Genomic DNA, 14,846 nt, shown 5'->3' on the forward strand with positions numbered 1-14,846 from the left:
CCTCGGGTCCGCCCGGCGCCGTACGCGCGTGCTCCCCTCAGTCGCCGATCGAGTCCAGCACCGCGACCTCGTCGTCGGGCAGGACGAGGTCGGCCACGGCGACGTTCTCCCGCAGGTGGGCCACCGACGACGTCCCGGGGATCAGCAGGATGTTCGGCGACCGCCGCAGCAGCCACGCCTGCGCGACGGCGGCCGGGGTGCTGCCCAGGCGGGTGGCCACGGCGTCCAGCTCCGCCGACTGGAGCGGCGAGAAGCCGCCCAGCGGGAAGTAGGGCACGTAGGCGATGCCCTGCGCGGCCAGCGAGTCGATGAGTGCGTCGTCGCCGCGGTTGGCGATGTTGTACATGTTCTGCACGCACACGACCGGCGCGATCGACTGCGCCTCGGCCACCTGCTCCGCGGTGACGGTGCTGACGCCGAGGTGCCGGATCAGGCCCTCGTCCCGCAGCCCGGCCAGGGCGGTGAACTGCGCCGCGAGCGACCCGGGCTCCGGGGCCCCGAACCCGCCGACCCGCAGGTTGACGACGTCGAGCCGGTCCAGTCCCAGGTGCTCCAGGTTCTGCTCCACCTGGCGCCGGAGCCGGCCGGGCTCGCGGTCCAGCACCCAGTGCCCCTCGGCGTCGCGCACCGCGCCCACCTTGGTGACGACGTGCAGGTCGGCGGCGTAGGGGTGCAGGGCCTCGCGGATGATCTCGTTGGTGACGTACGGGCCGTAGAAGTCGGCGGTGTCGATGTGGTTGACGCCGAGCGCGACGGCCTCGCGCAGGACGGCGACGGCGGCGGCACGGTCGGCGGGCGGCCCGAAGACGCCGGGGCCCGCGAGCTGCATGGCGCCGTAGCCGACGCGGTTGACGGTGAGGTCTTCGGCGAGCGGGTAGGCGCCGCCGGGGAGGGTCTGTGTGGTCATGGCTCCACCGTCCGGCGGACCGGGGCGGACAGGCAGTGCCCGGACGATCCTGGGAGTACGGGGACCAGGCACGCGCGAGCCGCCCGGCCTACCGTGGTGGGCATGACCCGGGAGACCCAGCTGAGCGAGTACCTCCGGGCGCGCCGCGAGCTGGTGCGCCCCGCCGACGTCGGGCTGCCGGAAGGCGGCGTGCGCCGGGTGGCGGGCCTGCGGCGCGAGGAGGTCGCGCTGCTCGCGGGCATCAGCGCCGACTACTACCTCCGGCTGGAGCAGGGCCGGGACCGGAACCCGTCCGTCCAGGTCCTGGAGTCGCTCGCCCGGGTGCTGCTCCTGGACGAGGCAGCCACGCGGCACCTGCTGGACCTGGCCGCCCCGGCGCCGCGCCGTCGGCCCCGGCGGCCGCGCCGTGAGGTGGTGCCCGCCGGGACGCTGCGGCTCCTGGAGCGGGTCGGCATCCCGGGGTACATCGAGGGGCGGTACTTCGACGTGCTCGCCGTGAACCGGCTGGCGGAGGCCCTGTCGCCCACCCTGCGGGTGGGCCGCAACCGGCTCCGCGACCTGTTCCTGGACCCCGCCGAGCAGGCGATGCACCCCGACTGGCCCGAGGTGGCGCCCAAGCTCGTCGCCCGGTTCCGCGAGGCGGTGGGCACGGACACGGACGACGAGCGCCCCGAACGGCTCGTCGGGGAGCTCTCGCTCGCCTCGGAGCGGTTCCGTACCCTCTGGGCGCGGCACGACGTGAACCTCGGGCGGCCGCACGTCACGCGCATGCTGCACCCGCAGGTCGGCGAGCTGGACCTCGACATGGAGAAGCTGTCGATCGCGGGGACCGACCGGCAGATGGTCGTGCTGCTGCACGCCGCCCCGGACTCGCCGACGGGGGAGCGGCTCGCCCTGCTCGCGTCGCTGGCGGCGTCGGTGGGCGTGCCCGACGACGCCGCGGCGGCGCGCACGGTGACGACGTCGGGAATCACCGGCGAATAGTGTGCCAAGCGCACCCGGCTGTGGATAACCGGCTCGCGGTGTCGGTGGCTGCTCCTAGGATCGATCACGTGACCAAGGACCCCTTCGCAGACCTGCCCTTCAGCATGGAGGAGCCGCCCGACGACGCCCACCTGACCGACGTCGGTGACCCCGGGCTGCCGCCGTCCGCGCGCAACACCCCCGAGGCCCAGGCGGCCAAGCTGCAGATGCTGCGGGGCCTGCTGCCCGACGGCGGCGTGGCGGCCGCGGCGCCGGTCCGCCGGTGGCCGCCGGCCGAGCCGGCGGAGCAGGACGCGGAAGGGGCCGAGCCGACGGAGGAGGCGGTCGAGGCCGAGGCCGAGGAGACCGCCCGCCCGGTCCCGGCCGCGACGCCCGGCGCCTCCCTGCGCGAGGAGGCCGAGGCCGCGCTGCGCGAGCTGGTCGGCCGCGACGACGCACGGCTGCGCGACGACCAGTGGACGGCGATCGAGGCGCTCGCGGCCTTCCACCGCCGGGCGCTCGTGGTGCAGCGCACCGGGTGGGGCAAGTCGGCCGTGTACTTCGTGGCCACCAGGCTGCTGCGGGCCCGCGGCGCGGGTCCCACGGTGATCGTCTCGCCGCTGCTGGCGCTCATGCGCGACCAGATCGCCGCCGCCTCGCGCGCGGGCATCCGGGCCGTGACGATCAACTCGGCCAACATGACCGAGTGGGACGAGGTGCACGCCTCGATCGCGCGCGGCGAGGTCGACGTGCTGCTCTGCTCGCCGGAGCGCCTGAACAACCCCGGCTTCCGCGACGAGGTGCTGCCGCGCCTGGCGGCCGACGCCGGCCTCGTGGTCATCGACGAGGCGCACTGCATCTCGGACTGGGGCCACGACTTCCGCCCCGACTACCGGCGTATCCGCACGCTCCTGGCCGACCTGCCGGCGGGTATCCCCGTGCTGGCGACGACCGCCACGGCCAACGAGCGCGTGACACAGGACGTGGCCGAGCAGCTCGCCGTGCACGGCGACCAGGCGGCGGGCGAGGACGTGCTGGTGCTGCGCGGCGGGCTCGACCGCGAGTCGCTGCACCTGGCCGTGCTGGAGCTCGGCGACCAGCCCACCCGCGTGGCGTGGCTGGCCGAGGCGCTCCAGGACATCGAGGGGTCCGGCATCGTCTACTGCCTCACCGTCTCGGCGGCGGAGCAGGTGGCCGAGCAGCTCCGTGGCTACGGCCTCGCGGTGGCCGCCTACACGGGGCGCACCGAGCCGGCGCAGCGCGAGCAGCTCGAGGCGGACCTCAAGAACGACGACGTCAAGGCGCTGGTCGCCACGTCCGCGCTGGGCATGGGCTTCGACAAGCCGGACCTGGCGTTCGTGGTGCACCTGGGCGCGCCGTCGTCGCCGATCGCGTACTACCAGCAGGTCGGTCGTGCCGGCCGTGGCGTGGACCAGGCGCTGGTGGTGCTGCTGCCCGGCACCGAGGACAAGGCCATCTGGGACTGGTTCGGCGAGCAGGCGTTCCCCGCCGAGGGGCAGGTGCGGGCCACGCTCGACGCCCTGGCCGGCGGCGGCACCATGTCGACGGCAGTGCTGGAGACGCAGGTCGACCTGCGCCGCAGCCGCCTGGAGACCATGCTCAAGGTGCTCGACGTCGACGGCGCCGTCCGGCGGGTGAAGGGCGGCTGGGAGGCGACCGGCCGGCCGTGGTCGTACGACGCCGAGCGGTACGGCCGCGTCGCCGCCACCCGGGCCGCCGAGCAGCAGGCGATGGTCGACTACGTGAACACCCCGGGCTGCCGCATGGCCTACCTGCGCGCCCAGCTCGACGACCCGGAGCTGACGCCGGGCTGGGAGTGCGGCCGCTGCGACCGGTGCGGTCACATGGCCCTGCCCGAGGCGCCTGACGCCGAGGCGGTCGCCGCCGCGCGCGCAGAGATGGACCGCCCGGGCATGGAGGTCGAGCCGCGCAAGATGTGGCCCACGGGCCTGGCCTCGATCGGCCTGGACCTCAAGGGCAAGATCCCGCCCGCCGAGCTGGCCGAGCCGGGCCGGGCCGTCGCCCGCCTCGACGGCCTCGGCTGGTCCGGACCGCTGCGCGACCTGCTCGCCCCGAACGCGCAGGACGGCGAGCTGCCCGTGCCGCTGCGCCGGGCCGCCGCGCGCGTGCTGGACGAGTGGCCGGCGCTCCGGCCGCCGGTGGAGAGCAGCGAGGAGCCCGAGGACGGGACCGAGGGCGGCGACCAGGCTGCCGCCCAGGCCGGTCCGCTCGTGGTCGAGGCGGTCGTCGCGATCCGCTCGGTCCGCCGGCCCCAGCTCTCCTTCCACCTGGCCACCGGTCTGGCGAAGTACCTGGGCGTGCCGATGATCGGCGCGGTCGGGCCGGTCGCCGGGCAGGAGGAGCCCGGCCGGCACGACGTGAACTCCGCGATGCGGCTGGCGGGCGTGGCCCGGCGCCTGCAGCTCCAGCTCGGCGACGGCGCGCTCCGCGGGCTGCCCGGCCGGTCGGTGCTCCTGGTGGACGACTACACGGACTCCGGCTGGACGCTGACGGTGGCGTCCCGGCTGCTGCGCGAGGCCGGCGCGGCCGCGGTGTACCCGTTCGTGCTGGGCGTGCGGTGACACCTGGTGCCGGGCGGGTGACCAGGGCCACCCGCCCGGTGGGCGGACTGGTGCCGGGCCGGTGCCGCGGGCTTCGTAGACTGGTGCGGTGATGACCAACGCCGTCGACGAGCAGAGCGCGGAGGGCAGCGCCTCGGCGTCCTCGGTGCGCCTGCCGCTGCGTCCCGAGCTGGCGGACGAGGAGCCGTACGGCGCGCCGCAGCTCGACGTGCCGGTGCTGCTGAACGTCAACGAGAACCCGTACCCGCCCGGTGAGGACGTGGTCGCGACCATCGCGGAGGAGGTGGCGCGTGCCGCCCGCGGCATGAACCGCTACCCGGACCGCGACGCCACCGTCCTGCGCCGCGACCTCGCCGACTACCTGGAGATGGAGACCGGCGTCCATCTGGCGCAGTTCGACGTCTGGGCGGCGAACGGGTCCAACGAGGTCATGCTGCACGTGCTGCAGGCGTTCGGCGGCCCTGGCCGCACCGCGCTCTCGTTCGCGCCCACGTACTCGATGTACCCGGAGTACGCGCGGGACACGCACACGAAGTGGGTCGTCGGCCGCCGCGAGGACGACTTCACGCTGGACCCGGCGCACGCCGTCCAGCTGATCCGTCAGGTGCGCCCGTCGGTGATCCTGCTGGCCAGCCCCAACAACCCGACCGGCACGGCGCTGCCCACGGCCACCATCGAGGCGGTCTGCGAGGCGGCCCTGACGGTCGACCTCGACGGGGCGCGCCCGGTCGTGGTCGTGGACGAGGCGTACGCGGAGTTCCGGCGGCCCGGCACGCCGTCGGCGGTCGCGCTGCTGGAGCGGTACCCGAACCTGGCCGTCTCGCGCACCATGTCCAAGGCGTTCGCCGCCGCAGGCATGCGGCTCGGCTACCTGGTCGGGTCGACGAAGTTCGTGGACGCGCTGCGGATCGTGCGGCTGCCGTACCACCTGAGCGCCGTCACGCAGGCCGCGGCCGGTGCCGCGCTGCGCCACCGCGAGTCGCTGATGGCCCAGGTCGCCGCGCTGCGGGCCGAGCGCGACGCGACCGTCACGTGGCTGCGCGAGCAGCGGCTGCCGGACGGGCTACCGTTCGACGTCGCGGACACCGACGCCAACTTCGTGCTGTTCGGCACGTTCGGCGACCGGCACGCCGTCTGGCAGGGTCTGCTCGACCGCGGGGTCCTGATCCGCGAGACCGGCCCCGACGGCTGGCTCCGGGTGTCGATCGGCACGTCGTCCGAGATGGCCGCGTTCCGCGCGGCGCTCACCGAGGTCTTGCAGGAGCAGGGAGAGGAACAGGCATGAGCAGGACAGCCCGCGTGGAGCGCGCCACGTCCGAGTCCAAGGTGCTGGTCGAGCTCGACCTCGACGGCACCGGGCGCACCGACATCAGCACGAGCGTGCCGTTCTACGACCACATGCTCACGGCGCTCGGCAAGCACTCGCTGATCGACCTCACCGTGCAGGCGACCGGCGACACGCACATCGACGCCCACCACACGGTGGAGGACGTCGCGATCAGCATCGGCGAGGCGCTCCGCCTGGCCCTCGGCGACAAGGCCGGCATCTCCCGGTTCGGCGACGCGCTCGTGCCGCTCGACGAGGCGCTCGCCCAGGCGGTCGTGGACGTGTCCGGCCGCCCGTACCTGGTGCACGAGGGCGAGCCGGCGGGCCAGGAGTACCACCTGATCGGCGGCCACTTCACGGGGTCGCTGACGCGGCACGTGCTGGAGTCCATCGCCCACCACGCGGGCATCTGCCTGCACGTGCGGGTGCTGTCCGGCCGCGACCCGCACCACATCGTCGAAGCTCAGTTCAAGGCGCTGGCGCGTGCGCTGCGCGCCGCCGTGGCCGTCGACCCGCGGGTCGACGGCATCCCGTCCACGAAGGGTGCGCTCTAGCAGCCATGTCCGACAGCCCCAGGCCCGACAACGGGTCCGACAGCACGCCTGCCGGCGACGACCTGCCCGACTTCGATCTCGGTGACCTCGAGATCCCGGACGACCTGTCGTCCCTGACCGGCTCCGGGGAGCCCGACTTCGCCGCGCTGATCACCCAGATCGCGGGCGCCGAGCCGCTGGCCGCCGCCAGCTCCCTGGCCCAGCTCGACCTCGACGCCGTGCCGACCTCGGTCGGTGCCGTCGGCGTGCTGCGCGACCGTTCGGGCGACGCACCCGAGCGTGCCGCCGCGGCGATCTCCCAGCTGGTGCGGGGCGTGCCGCTCGTCCTGGTCACCCGCACGGGCGAGCAGATGACGGCCGTCCGGTTCAGCGACGGCGTGCGCGGCGACGAGCTCGCCCCCGGCCTCGTGCTGGGTGGCGCGCCCGAGAGCGTCGTCGACCTGCTGACCGGCGCCACGGCCCTGGCCGACGTCGACGGCGTGGTGGGCTCGGACTCGATCAGCAAGTTCAAGGCGGTCCGGATGCTGACCTCCGCCGCCCGCAAGGCCCGCAAGAGCATGGGCAAGGGCGAGACCGGCCCGGACAGCAAGGGCGGGATCTGAGCGTGGGTGCCCGCGTCGTCGTCCTCGACTACGGCTTCGGCAACGTCCGTTCCGCCGTCCGCGCGCTGGAGCGCGTGGGCGCCGACGTGACGCTGACCGCCGACCGGACCCTCGCGCAGGACGCCGACGGCCTGGTCGTGCCCGGCGTCGGCGCCTTCGCGGCGTGCATGGCCGGGCTCACGGCCGTGCGCGGCCACGAGGTCGTTGGCCGCCGCCTGGCCGGCAACCGCCCCGTGCTCGGCATCTGCGTGGGCATGCAGGTCATGTTCGACGCCGGCGTGGAGCACGGCGAGCGCGCCGACGGCATCGGTGAGTGGCCGGGCGTCGTCGAGCGGCTGCACGCCGACGTGGTGCCCCACATGGGCTGGTCGCCGGTCGAGGCGCCGGAGGGCTCGGCCCTCTTCGCCGGGATCGCCGACGAGCGCTTCTACTTCGTGCACTCCTACGCCGCCCAGACGTTCACCAAGGGGTACGACGAGAACGCGGTGGGCAGGTTCACGCCCCCGAAGGTCACCTGGGCCGACCACGGCGGCCGGTTCGTCGCGGCGGTCGAGGACGGCCCGCTGGCCGCGACGCAGTTCCACCCCGAGAAGTCCGGTGACGCCGGCGCCCAGCTCCTGGAGAACTGGCTCACCACCCTCGCCTGACCGTCGACCGCTGGACCTCGCCCGCCCGGCCTCCGGAGCGGGCGGGCGTCCGGCACCCGACATCTCGACCGAAAGAACTTGGAGAGACATGACCGACCGACTCGTGCTCCTGCCCGCCGTGGACGTCGCCGACGGCCAGGCCGTCCGCCTCGTCCAGGGGGAGGCCGGCTCGGAGACCTCGTACGGCGACCCGCTGACCGCAGCCCTGGACTGGCAGTCCGGCGGCGCCGAGTGGGTGCACCTCGTGGACCTCGACGCGGCCTTCGGGCGCGGCTCCAACGCGGAGCTGCTCGCGCGCGTGGTCGGCGAGCTGGACGTGCAGGTCGAGCTGTCGGGCGGCATCCGCGACGACGAGTCGCTGGAGCGCGCCCTGGCCACGGGCGCCCGCCGCGTCAACCTCGGCACCGCCGCCCTGGAGGACCCGGCCTGGACGGCCAAGGTCATCGCCGAGCACGGCGACCGCGTCGCCGTCGGCCTCGACGTGCGCGGCACGACGCTCGCCGCCCGCGGCTGGACCAAGGAGGGCGGCGACCTCTGGGAGGTCCTCGGCCGGCTCGACGAGGCCGGCTGCGCCCGCTACGTGGTCACCGACGTGACCAAGGACGGCACGCTGCGCGGCCCCAACGTCGACCTCCTGTCCGACGTCGCCGCGCGCACCCCCGCGCACGTCGTCGCCTCGGGCGGCATCTCGTCGCTCGACGACCTGCGCGCGCTGCGCGCCCTGGGCACCATCGAGGGCGCCGTGGTCGGCAAGGCCCTGTACGCCGGCGCCTTCACGCTCCCCGAGGCGCTCGACGTCGCGGGACGCCCGGGCGCCGCCGGCAGCGAGGCCGCCGAGTGAAGTCGATCCAGCCCTCCAGCCAGTTCGCGGGCGACGACGGTTCGGCCGACGCCGAGCTGACCCGGCTGCTCGCGGGCCACTCCACCGGGACGGTCCCGCTGCGCGAGGTCGTCGCGCGCCTGGCCGAGACCCGCGTGCTCGTCCCGGTGCTGGCGGAGGCCGGCGTCGTCGAGCAGAACCCGGACGGGCTGGCCGTCGACAAGGAGGCGTCGTCCGGCGTCGTCGCCCTGGAGGCCCCCGACGGGCGCCGGGCGCTGCCCGTGTTCACCTCCGTGGCGACCATGCAGGCCTGGCGGCCCGACGCGCGGCCGGTCCCGGTCGAGGCGACCCGCGCCGCCCTGTCGGCGGTGAGCGAGAACTGGGCGCTGATCGTCGTGGACCCGGCCGGTCCCGCGACGGCGCTGGTCCCGCGCCCGGCGGTGTGGGCGCTGGCCCAGGGCAAGCCGTGGCAGCCCGCGGTCGTGCCGCACGAGGACGGGCTGGCCGTGGACCCCGAGGTCGCCTCCGAGGTGACGGTCGCCGCCGCGCCCGTGCAGCACGTGGTGCGGGCGCACGCCGAGCCCGGCCGCAAGGCGGAGGTCGCGGTCGTGCTCGCCCTGGACCCGGGCCTGGACCGGGCCGGGCTCGACACGGTGCTGGGCCAGGTCAACGCGCGGCTGGCGGCGTCCGAGGTCATCTCGGCGCGGGTGGACTCGCTGGAGCTCCGGATCGGCGCGGCGCGCTGAAGAGGGCGGCTGGCTGCAAGAGGCTCTCCTCTTGCGTATAAGCAACATCTCTCATCATCTCGCGCTATTGCTGATGAACGGTGGAATCATTGATCTTCTGCCGCATGCTGACGCGAGAGTGAGAGAGCCCTGCCTGCCCACGTGTTCGTCGACGAGTCCAAGAGCGGGGACTACCTGCTGATCGCCGCCGCGATCGAGCCCGCGCGACTCGCGACCGTCCGAAAGACGATCCGATCGCTCGTCCTACCGGGCCAGCGCCGCCTGCACATGAAGTCCGAGAGCAGCTCCCGGCGGCGACAGGTCCTTTCGGTGCTGTGCGGCGAGGGCGAGACCGCGACCATCTATCGGGCGGGGGCCGGCTACAAGAGCGACATCGATCGCCGCCGTGCGTGCCTGGACTCGATGGTCGCCGACATCGCCGCGTCCGGGCACGCGAAGCTCTGTCTGGAGTCCGACGAGACGATGGATGAGCGAGACCGGCGGGACCTGGCCCGACTGATCAAGCAGCACGCCTGTCCAGACCTGGTCTACCTGCACGAGCGGGCCGCCCAGGAGCCGCTGCTGGCGATCCCGGACGTGATCGGGTGGTCGTGGGCACGAAGCGGCGACTGGCGCCGGCGGGCGTTGCCGCTGGTCGAGTCGGTCATCGACGTCTAGAAACCGTCGTTCGTGTCCAGACAGCGCGAAACCCGAGCGCCACAACCGTCCGGATGGGTCTCGGGTTCACTTCTCCGGGCTACTGCCCGTCGCACTCTCAAGCCTACATCTTGCCCGCCGGAGGGTCCATCGCTCCCGGTATCGGCACCGCTCAGCACCCCGACGCCGGCGTGAACGCCGTGTCGTCGCCCAGCATCTCCTGGAGCGTGGACAGCGGCACCAGCAGGCTGTTGTCGTCCCCGGTCTTGGCGTAGACCACGCCGATCACGCGGCCCTTGTCGTCCAGCGCCGCCGACCCGGACGACCCGGGCTCGACGGGGGCGTCCGTGAGCAGCACCTCGCCGAGGTTGGCGTTCAGCGGGTCCCGCGTCGAGCCCTTGACCTCGCCCTCCGTGACGGTGAGCTCGCCGCCGGCGGGGTAGCCCACGACGGTCACGTGGTCGCCGGGCTCGGGGTCGGCCTTCGCCAGCTCCGGGTGCGACGGCAGCGGGTCGGTCGTGCGGACCACGGCGAGGTCCGCCAGGCCGGCCGTCGAGGTGGCGCCCACGGTGATGTCGTGCCCGTCGTAGGTGCTGACCTCGAGGTCTTTCGAGTCCGAGACCACGTGCTTGTTGGTGATCAGCGTGTGCTCGTCGATCGCGAAGCCCGAACCCGTCGACAGCTCCTCGCAGCCCACGTTGCGGATGCGGACCGCCATGCGCTCCACGGCGTCGAACCCGTCGGGGCTCAGGGCGTCGCCGCCCGCGGCGGGGGACAGGTCCACCGGGGTGGACGGCACGATGTCGCTCGGCACCGGGTCCGGCAGCGGCGGCAGCACGCCGCAGCCGCCCAGCGCGCCCGTCAGGGCGAGCACCACCGCGACACCACCGGCGCGTCGACGGGCGGCCGGCCTCACCGGCGCAGCTCCCGCTGCAGGGCCTGGTTGGCGTCCTCGGCGTCGGCGCACAGCTCGTTGACCTCCTTCTCGTACCGGATCAGGTCCGCGGGCTCGTACTGGTCGGCCTCCTTGAGGTAGCCGACCAGCTGCTCCTGGCCCGACACGCACTGCCCCAGTGCCGAGGCCACCGTGGCCGCGGCCCCGCTGACCTGCGTCTGGTAGTCGAGGTACTGCTGCGAGGCGACGTTCTCGTCACCCAGCTGCGCCTTTTCGTTCGCGAGGTCCGTGATGCGCGACGTCGCCGTGGAGAGCTGGTCGCGGGCGGCCTGCAGCTCCGAGTTCGCGCCGTCGAGCTGCATCCGCAGCGAGCCGACCTCGTCGGCGTAGCCCTGGGCCTTCTCCTCCCACTCCGTGGCGGTGCGCTGCCAGCGGATGGTGGCCAGCCACAGGTACGCGCCGACGGCGATCGTCGCCACCAGCACGATCGCGAGGATGCGCGAACCCCGGCGGGGCCGCGGCGCCCGGTCCGGGCCGGGCGCCACCACGACGGGTGCCTCGGTCATCAGACGACGGAGCCCGTGTACTTCTCACCCGGGCCCTCGCCCGGAGCGTCGGGGATCACCGACGCCTCGCGGAACGCGAGCTGCAGGCTGCGCAGGCCGTCGCGCAGCGAGCGGGCGTGCTGGTTGCCGATGTCGGGGGCGCTCGCGACGACCAGCGCGGCCAACGCCGTGATCAGCTTGCGCGCCTCGTCGAGGTCCTTGAGCTCCTCGGCGTCGTCGCCCTCGGCCAGGCCGCACTTGACCGCGGCGGCGCTCATCAGGTGGACGGCGGCGGTCGTGATGACCTCGACGGCGGCGACCTCCGCGATGTCCCGCGTGGCCTGGTCGGAGCCCACCGGGGCGTCGTATCCGGTGGTTGTCTCGTCGCTCGTGCTCATGGGCACCATCCTTTCATCCCCCCGGGGGTGCGGACGCCCACCGAACACCTCCCGACGACGGCCGGAGTCTGGGTTAGCCTGCGTGCGTTCAACGGTGAAACAGGGGAGGCCCTTTCGATGCACGACGACATCACACTGACCACCGGGCGCGCGCACCGTGTCCTGACCGAGCGGATCTGGCCGGCGGTGCACGAGACGTCGGTCCCGCTCGACGTCGAGTGGCACGCCCTGCCGGGGGAGCCGATCCCGCCGGCCGAGGGGCTCGCCCTCGCGATGGAGCCGTACGAGGTGGGCACCCCGTGGGGCCCGGCCTGGGGCACCACCTGGTTCCGGCTGACGGGCACCGTGCCCGCCGAGTGGGCCGGCCGCCCCGTCGAGGCCGTGGTCGACCTCGGCTTCGACGTGGACCGCACCGGCTTCCAGGCCGAGGCCCTCGTCTACCGGCCGGACGGCAGCCCGGTGAAGTCCATCAACCCCCGCAACCAGCACGTCGTCGTGGCCGACGCCGCGGCCGGCGGCGAGCGGGTCGAGCTGTTCCTGGAGGCGGCGTCCAACCCCGTGCTCCTGGGGCACAACGTGTTCGAGCGGACCACCGAGGGCGACATCACGACGTCGTCCCCGGACCCGCTGTACACGACCCGGCGCATCGACCTCGCGGTCTTCGAGTCGGAGGTGTACGACCTCGGGCTCGACGTCGAGGTGCTGCTGGAGCTCCAGGCCGAGCTGCCCACCGGCCCGCGCCGCATGCGCGTGCTGCAGGCGCTCGACGACGCCCTCGACGTGCTCGACCTGCAGCGCATCCCCGAGACCGCGGGAGCGGCCCGGGCGGCGCTCGCGGACGTGCTCGCCAGCCCCGCCGAGGCCAGCGCCCACGAGGTCTCCGCCGTCGGGCACGCGCACATCGACTCCGCCTGGCTGTGGCCCCTGCGCGAGACGATCCGCAAGGTGGCGCGCACGACGTCGTCCATGACCGACCTCATCGAGCGCACCGACGACTTCGTCTACGGCATGTCGTCCGCGCAGCAGTACGCCTGGGTCAAGGAGCACCGCCCCGAGGTGTGGGAGCGGATCAAGGAGGCCGTGGCCAAGGGCCGGTTCCTGCCGCTGGGCGGCATGTGGGTCGAGTCCGACACGGTGATGCCGTCGGGCGAGGCGCTGACGCGCCAGTTCTCACAGGCGCAGCGGTTCTTCGAGCGGGAGTTCGGCCTGCGCTCGCACGGGGTGTGGCTGCCCGACTCGTTCGGCTACTCGCCGGCCCTGCCGCAGCTCGTCCGCCGCGCCGGGTTCGACTGGTTCTTCACGCAGAAGATCTCCTGGAACCAGGTCAACGTCTTCCCGCACCACACGTTCTGGTGGGAGGGCATCGACGGGTCGCGCGTGCTGACGCACTTCCCGCCCATGGACACCTACAACTCGCAGCTCTCGGGCGAGGAGCTCGGCAAGGCGACCCGCCAGTTCCGCGAGTCGCGGCGCGCCACGGGATCGATCGCGCCCGTCGGCTACGGCGACGGCGGTGGCGGCACCACCCGCGAGATGACCGGTCGCGCCAAGCGGCTCGCGAACCTCGAGGGCAGCGCCAAGGTGCGCTGGGAGCACCCGGACGCGTTCTTCGAGCGCGCTCGCGGGGAGCTGCTCGCTTCCGGCACGGATGACAGCGCTGTCTGGGTGGGCGAGCTCTACCTGGAGCTGCACCGGGCGACGCTGACGTCGCAGCACAAGACCAAGCAGGGCAACCGCCGCAACGAGCAGCTCCTGGTCGAGGCCGAGGCCTGGGCGGCCACGGCGTCCGCCCGGACCGGGGCGGACTACCCCTACGAGGAGCTGGACGCCCTGTGGCAGCAGGTGCTGCTGCTGCAGTTCCACGACATCCTGCCCGGCACCTCGATCGCCTGGGTGCACCGCGAGGCCGTCGCGCAGCACGCGGCGATCACCGAGGGCGTGCAGGCCATCATCGACCGCTCCCTGCGGGCGCTGGTCGGCGAGGGTGACGTGGCGCTGCGGGCCAACCCCGCGGTGTTCGCGCAGGCGGGGGTGCCCGCGCTGGGCGTGGCCGCGGCGTCCGCCCCGGCGGCCGCCGCCAGCACGGTCACGGAGCTGCCCGACGGCGGCTACGTGCTGGCCAACGACCTGGTCCGGATCACGCTGGACGCCGCCGGCCACGTCACGTCCGCCGTCGACCTGGCCACCGGCCGGGACGCGGTGGCGCCGGGGCGCGACGCGAACGTGCTGCAGCTGCACCAGGACTTCCCGAACAAGTGGGACGCCTGGGACGTCGACCGGTTCTACCGCAACTCGGTGACCGACCTGCGCGAGGCGCAGAAGGTGACCGCGGCGGTGGAGGACGGCGTGGCCGTGGTGACGGTGCACCGCCAGTTCTCGGCCTCCAGCCTGGAGCAGGTGATCACGCTCGCGCCGGGCAGCCGGACGCTCGAGGTCGACCTGCGCACCGACTGGCACGAGGTCGAGAAGTTCCTCAAGGTCACCTTCCCGCTCGACGTGCGGGCCGAGCACGTGGCCGCCGAGACCCAGTTCGGCTTCCACAAGCGGGTCACGCACACCAACACGAGCTGGGAGTCCGCCAAGTTCGAGACGTCGATGCACCGCTGGGTGCTCGCGGAGGAGCCGGGCTTCGGCGTCGGGTTCGTCAACGACTCGTCCTACGCGTACGACGTCACCCGCGAGGTGTCCGACCAGGGCGTGGCGCCCGCGCCGGGCGTGCCGGACGTGACCACGACGGTGCGGCTCTCGCTGCTGCGCGCGCCGCGGTTCCCCGACCCGGAGACCGACCAGGGCCTCCAGACCCACCGGTACGGCCTGGTCGTCGGCGCGGACACCGCCCTGGCGACCGAGGCGGGCGCCACGTTCGGCGCGCGTCCCCGGGAGCTGCGCGGCGCGGCCGGGTTCGAGCCGCTCGTGCACGTGGGCGGCGGCGTGACCCTGTCGGCGGTCAAGCTCGCCGACGACCGGTCGGGTGACCTCGTGGTGCGGGTGTACGAGGCGCTGGGCCGGCGCACGACGGGCACGGTCACGGTGGCGGCCCCGGTCGCCGGCGCCCGGACCGTGACCCTCATCGAGGACGACCTGGACGGCGGCGCCGTCGACGGCCTGACGGCCGACGGCACGGTGACGCTCGAGCTCAGCCCGTTCGAGGTGCGCACGCTGCGCTTCGCCCTGGCGTAGCCCACGGCGTGTCAGACCTGCAG

At 73.9% G+C, this 14,846-nt stretch carries 14 protein-coding genes; 10 read left to right on the top strand and 4 right to left on the bottom strand.

Annotated features, from left to right (window positions below; translation table 11 throughout):
• Positions 1-37: 37 nt before the first annotated feature.
• Positions 38-907, bottom strand: coding sequence for an oxidoreductase (locus ACFU5G_RS23830; RefSeq protein WP_377250369.1), 870 nt, complete (start codon positions 905-907; stop codon positions 38-40).
• 102 nt (positions 908-1,009) lie between these two features.
• On the opposite strand from ACFU5G_RS23830, the gene ACFU5G_RS23835 reads away from it, so the two are divergent.
• From ACFU5G_RS23835 to ACFU5G_RS23875, 9 genes are all read left to right on the top strand, one after another.
• Positions 1,010-1,891: a helix-turn-helix domain-containing protein gene (locus ACFU5G_RS23835; protein ID WP_377250371.1), complete on the top strand. Its 882-nt coding sequence runs from the start codon at positions 1,010-1,012 to the stop codon at positions 1,889-1,891.
• 68 nt (positions 1,892-1,959) lie between these two features.
• Positions 1,960-4,473, top strand: a complete 2,514-nt coding sequence (locus tag ACFU5G_RS23840) for a RecQ family ATP-dependent DNA helicase (RefSeq protein ID WP_377250373.1) — start codon at positions 1,960-1,962, stop codon at positions 4,471-4,473.
• A gap of 91 nt (positions 4,474-4,564) precedes the next feature.
• The gene (locus ACFU5G_RS23845; protein WP_377250398.1) at positions 4,565-5,758 is read left to right on the top strand and encodes a histidinol-phosphate transaminase; all 1,194 of its coding nucleotides are present in this window, start codon (positions 4,565-4,567) and stop codon (positions 5,756-5,758) included.
• Positions 5,755-6,354, top strand: coding sequence for an imidazoleglycerol-phosphate dehydratase HisB (gene hisB, locus ACFU5G_RS23850; RefSeq protein ID WP_377250375.1), 600 nt, complete (start codon positions 5,755-5,757; stop codon positions 6,352-6,354). The genes ACFU5G_RS23845 and hisB overlap by 4 nt, the downstream gene beginning before the upstream one ends.
• A 5-nt stretch (positions 6,355-6,359) precedes the next feature.
• A complete protein-coding gene (locus ACFU5G_RS23855) occupies positions 6,360-6,956 on the top strand; it encodes a hypothetical protein (protein WP_020016654.1) in 597 nt (198 codons plus the stop codon).
• Between the two features lie 2 nt (positions 6,957-6,958).
• Positions 6,959-7,603, top strand: coding sequence for an imidazole glycerol phosphate synthase subunit HisH (gene hisH / locus ACFU5G_RS23860; protein ID WP_377250378.1), 645 nt, complete (start codon positions 6,959-6,961; stop codon positions 7,601-7,603).
• Between the two features lie 88 nt (positions 7,604-7,691).
• Complete coding sequence (gene priA / locus ACFU5G_RS23865) at positions 7,692-8,444, top strand: bifunctional 1-(5-phosphoribosyl)-5-((5-phosphoribosylamino)methylideneamino)imidazole-4-carboxamide isomerase/phosphoribosylanthranilate isomerase PriA (protein WP_377250381.1); 753 nt, start codon at positions 7,692-7,694, stop codon at positions 8,442-8,444.
• Entirely contained in the window at positions 8,441-9,169 is a 729-nt protein-coding gene (locus tag ACFU5G_RS23870; protein ID WP_377250384.1) for an SseB family protein, read from the top strand. The genes priA and ACFU5G_RS23870 overlap by 4 nt, the downstream gene beginning before the upstream one ends.
• A 141-nt stretch (positions 9,170-9,310) precedes the next feature.
• Positions 9,311-9,826, top strand: a complete 516-nt coding sequence (locus tag ACFU5G_RS23875; protein ID WP_377250387.1) for a hypothetical protein — start codon at positions 9,311-9,313, stop codon at positions 9,824-9,826.
• A 151-nt stretch (positions 9,827-9,977) separates the two neighbouring features.
• Here ACFU5G_RS23875 and ACFU5G_RS23880 read toward each other — a convergent pair whose 3' ends face one another.
• The 3 genes from ACFU5G_RS23880 to ACFU5G_RS23890 are packed head-to-tail and all read right to left on the bottom strand — an operon-like array spanning position 9,978 to position 11,643.
• Positions 9,978-10,682 (bottom strand): S1C family serine protease, encoded by a 705-nt coding sequence (locus ACFU5G_RS23880; RefSeq protein ID WP_377250390.1) that lies wholly within the window; start codon positions 10,680-10,682, stop codon positions 9,978-9,980.
• 35 nt (positions 10,683-10,717) lie between these two features.
• Entirely contained in the window at positions 10,718-11,266 is a 549-nt protein-coding gene (locus ACFU5G_RS23885; RefSeq protein WP_377250393.1) for a hypothetical protein, read from the bottom strand.
• Positions 11,266-11,643: a DUF1844 domain-containing protein gene (locus ACFU5G_RS23890; RefSeq protein ID WP_020016648.1), complete on the bottom strand. Its 378-nt coding sequence runs from the start codon at positions 11,641-11,643 to the stop codon at positions 11,266-11,268. Before ACFU5G_RS23890 ends, ACFU5G_RS23885 begins: the two co-directional genes overlap by 1 nt.
• A 117-nt stretch (positions 11,644-11,760) precedes the next feature.
• Here ACFU5G_RS23890 and ACFU5G_RS23895 point away from each other — a divergent pair, with 117 nt between their 5' ends.
• Entirely contained in the window at positions 11,761-14,823 is a 3,063-nt protein-coding gene (locus tag ACFU5G_RS23895; protein ID WP_377250395.1) for an alpha-mannosidase, read from the top strand.
• Positions 14,824-14,846 lie beyond the last annotated feature (23 nt).

Origin of the sequence: Promicromonospora sp. NPDC057488 (assembly GCF_042802395.1) — a bacterium.
GTDB lineage: Bacteria > Actinomycetota > Actinomycetes > Actinomycetales > Cellulomonadaceae > Promicromonospora.

What these genes read in the sequence shown, in the direction of transcription:
- hisB (WP_377250375.1), top strand. Translation starts at nt 5,755, where the DNA reads ATGAGCAGGACAGCCCGCGTGGAGCGCGCCACGTCCGAGTCCAAGGTG.
- ACFU5G_RS23855 (WP_020016654.1), top strand. Translation starts at nt 6,360, where the DNA reads ATGTCCGACAGCCCCAGGCCCGACAACGGGTCCGACAGCACGCCTGCC.
- ACFU5G_RS23885 (WP_377250393.1), bottom strand. Translation starts at nt 11,266, where the DNA reads ATGACCGAGGCACCCGTCGTGGTGGCGCCCGGCCCGGACCGGGCGCCG.
- ACFU5G_RS23890 (WP_020016648.1), bottom strand. Translation starts at nt 11,643, where the DNA reads ATGAGCACGAGCGACGAGACAACCACCGGATACGACGCCCCGGTGGGC.
- ACFU5G_RS23830 (WP_377250369.1), bottom strand. Translation starts at nt 907, where the DNA reads ATGACCACACAGACCCTCCCCGGCGGCGCCTACCCGCTCGCCGAAGAC.
- ACFU5G_RS23835 (WP_377250371.1), top strand. Translation starts at nt 1,010, where the DNA reads ATGACCCGGGAGACCCAGCTGAGCGAGTACCTCCGGGCGCGCCGCGAG.
- priA (WP_377250381.1), top strand. Translation starts at nt 7,692, where the DNA reads ATGACCGACCGACTCGTGCTCCTGCCCGCCGTGGACGTCGCCGACGGC.
- ACFU5G_RS23845 (WP_377250398.1), top strand. Translation starts at nt 4,565, where the DNA reads ATGACCAACGCCGTCGACGAGCAGAGCGCGGAGGGCAGCGCCTCGGCG.
- ACFU5G_RS23895 (WP_377250395.1), top strand. Translation starts at nt 11,761, where the DNA reads ATGCACGACGACATCACACTGACCACCGGGCGCGCGCACCGTGTCCTG.